This is a genomic window from Saccharopolyspora sp., from assembly GCF_017434145.1.
GTDB classification, from domain to species: domain Bacteria; phylum Actinomycetota; class Actinomycetes; order Mycobacteriales; family Pseudonocardiaceae; genus Saccharopolyspora_C; species Saccharopolyspora_C galaxeae.
On the sequence record NZ_JAFRFW010000526.1, the window covers coordinates 1 to 2,658 of the forward strand.

The following is a 2,658-nucleotide window of genomic DNA, read 5'->3' on the forward strand; positions in this document are numbered from 1 at the left end:
CGATCGGGAAGCGGCACGGACGCAGGTGCGCTACGAACGCTGGAGCGGGCCGTTACATCGTCACCTTCGGTCGCATCGATCACCTCCGGCCACGTCGGACCAACCGGCCCGGTGACGTCCGCGACGGCGTTGCGTGTCGAACGGGACGCGCGGGAATACCGCGATCCCGAGCTCGTTGTTCTCAACCGGGGAAACCATCTCCGGAACCGACAGGAGGAGTGACCGTGGAGTACCGCCAGCTGGGACGTTCCGGTCTGCGCATCTCGACGCTGACGCTGGGCACGATGACCTTCGGCGGGGAAGGCATGTTCGGCAACCTGGGCAACACCGGCGTCGGGGGCGCCAAGCGCCAGTTCGGCATGGCCCGCGACGCCGGGGTCAACCTCATCGACACGGCGAACATGTACTCGACCGGCGCGGCCGAGGAGATCGTCGGCGAAGCGATCGCGGGCGAACGGGACGACTGGCTGCTCTCGACCAAGGTCCGGATGCCGATGGGCGACGGCCCGAACGACGCAGGGCTCTCCCGCCACCACATCATCGGCCAGGCCGAGGCCAGCCTGCGGCGGCTGCGGACCGACCACATCGACCTCTACCACGTGCACGAGTGGGACGGGCAGACTCCGCTGGAGGAGACGCTGGAGGCGCTGGACACGCTGGTGCGCTCCGGCAAGGTCCGCTACCTCGGGGTGTCCAACTACGCGGGCTGGCAGCTGATGAAGGCGCTCGGGGTGGCCGACCGGCACGGCTACCAGCGGTTCGTGGCGAACCAGATCTACTACTCGCTGGAGAGCCGGGACGCCGAGTACGAGCTCGTGCCCGCATCGATCGATCAAGGACTGGGAGTCCTGGTGTGGAGCCCGCTGGCCGGTGGGCTGCTGTCCGGCAAGTACCGCCGGGGGCAGCAGGCCGCCGAGGGCAGGCATCTGTCCGAGGAGTGGAGCGAGCCGCCGGTGCGCGACGAGGACAAGCTCTACGACACCATCGAGGTGGTCGTGGACATCGCCTCCGGGCACGGCGTCTCACCCGCGCAGATCTCGCTGGCCTACCTGCTGCACAAGCCGGGCGTGACCTCGCTGGTGATCGGGGCGCGCAAGGACGAGCAGCTGCAGGACAACCTGGCGGCCGCGGAAGTCCGGCTCGGCCAGGACGAGCTGGCGCGGCTCGACGAGGTCAGCAAGCCGTGGCTGGTCTACCCGCACTGGCACCAGGCCAACACGGCGACCGATCGCTTCGGTGCGCCGGATCGGGCGCTGCACGGCTGAACCTCCTCGACGGGCTCGGTGGTCGTTTCACCGATCGGGTGGCCGGGAATCCCGGGCGTACCAGGGGTTCCCGGCCACTGAGCTGCTGAGGCTCGTGCCGGACTCCCGGCGCGCGAAGGAGGCAGCAGATGTCGTTCACCGAGTCCGTGCTCGTCGCCGCACCGGCGGACAAGGTCCGGCGCCAGTGCGCGGAACCGAGCTTCCTGGCCAGGGCGTTCCCCGGGCTGACCGGGGTGCGCCGCGTCGGGGACGGAGTGTTCCGGTGCGGGCTCGACTTCGAGGGGATGCCGACCGACGCCGAAGTCCGGGTCGAGGAGACCGGCGGGCGCACACGCCTGCGCGGTGCGCAGCCGAGCTACGAAATCCTCGTCGACGTCGCCCCGCAGCAACAGCGGCGAACCGACATCAGCATCCGAGTCGACTTCCGGCCGCAGACCCGCAAGCAGCACCAGCAGGTCAACCGCGCGGTCCGCGACGGCCTCGCGCAGATCAAGGTGTTCCTGGAAACCGAACCGGGCGTGCCGGAGTCCCGGCGCGGGGAGCGCGACCCGCTGCTGCACACCGGCCCGCGCATCCCGCCGGACACGCCGCGCTGAGCGGAACCGGCCACGGCGGATGCTGCGGGCGCCCGCGGAGGAACCTGCGATGATCGCTTACCGAGAATTCGTCGACGGAGTCCGGAAGAAGGCCGAACTGGCCGATGCCGAAGAAGCACGGCGAGCCACGATCGACGTTGTCGCCGCACTGGTGCAGCACTTGGACGGGGCGGACCGCGAGCAGCTCGCCACGGTGCTGCCAGGCAAGCTGCGCGAGGACGTCCCGTGGGATGCGCCGCTGCGCTCCGGTGATCAACCGGCGGACCTGGCGCAGGAGGTCGGCGGCCAGGCCGGGGCGCCGCCGGAACGCGCTCGCTACCTGACCCAGGCCGTGCTCTCTCAGCTCGCGGCTCAGGATCCGGACGTGGCGAAGTCGTTGCAGCACCGGTTGCCCGGCGATCTCGGCGTGCTGTTCGCGCCGCCCGGTGGCGGCCCGCCGCCGGAATGGGCGGCGGCGGGAGCCGATGAGCGGCCGCGCCCGTTGGATCAGGGCGAGCTGGAGCGCACCTTGCGTTCGCTACCGGGCTGGACGGGCACGACCACCGGGATCAGCCGGGAGGTGAGCCTGCCCGCGGACCGGCTCACCCCGCTGCTGAACCAGGTGAAGCAGGCGGAGAAGGATCTCTCGCACCACGCCGGCATCGAGGAACGCTCCAGCGGAGTGCTGTTCACGCTGCGCACACGCTCGCTGGATGCGGTCACCGAACTCGACGTGGAGCTCGCGCGGCGCATCGACGAAGCGGTCGGCGCGGTCGGCTCCGGCGGTTGACGACCGCGCCTGTTTCAGGAGCCCGCAA

3 protein-coding genes are annotated in these 2,658 nt (G+C 70.5%); all 3 read left to right on the forward strand.

Translation table 11 applies throughout. The features are described 5' to 3' along the window. Positions 1–224: 224 nt before the first annotated feature. The 3 genes from IJH84_RS14625 to IJH84_RS14635 all read left to right on the forward strand — a co-directional run bounded on the left by IJH84_RS14625 (position 225) and on the right by IJH84_RS14635 (position 2,630). Positions 225–1,265 (forward strand): aldo/keto reductase, encoded by a 1,041-nt coding sequence (locus tag IJH84_RS14625; RefSeq protein ID WP_295145333.1) that lies wholly within the window; start codon positions 225–227, stop codon positions 1,263–1,265. Positions 1,266–1,393: 128 nt separating this feature from the next. Next, on the forward strand, positions 1,394–1,861 hold the full coding sequence (locus IJH84_RS14630; protein WP_295145336.1) for an SRPBCC family protein: 468 nt from the start codon (positions 1,394–1,396) through the stop codon (positions 1,859–1,861). A 49-nt stretch (positions 1,862–1,910) separates the two neighbouring features. Next, positions 1,911–2,630 carry a DUF2267 domain-containing protein gene (locus IJH84_RS14635; protein ID WP_295145339.1) on the forward strand — a complete coding sequence of 240 codons (720 nt, stop codon included), beginning with the start codon at positions 1,911–1,913 and terminating at the stop codon, positions 2,628–2,630. Positions 2,631–2,658: the final 28 nt, after the last annotated feature.

What these genes read in the sequence shown, in the direction of transcription:
- IJH84_RS14630 (WP_295145336.1), top strand. Translation starts at nt 1,394, where the DNA reads ATGTCGTTCACCGAGTCCGTGCTCGTCGCCGCACCGGCGGACAAGGTC.
- IJH84_RS14635 (WP_295145339.1), top strand. Translation starts at nt 1,911, where the DNA reads ATGATCGCTTACCGAGAATTCGTCGACGGAGTCCGGAAGAAGGCCGAA.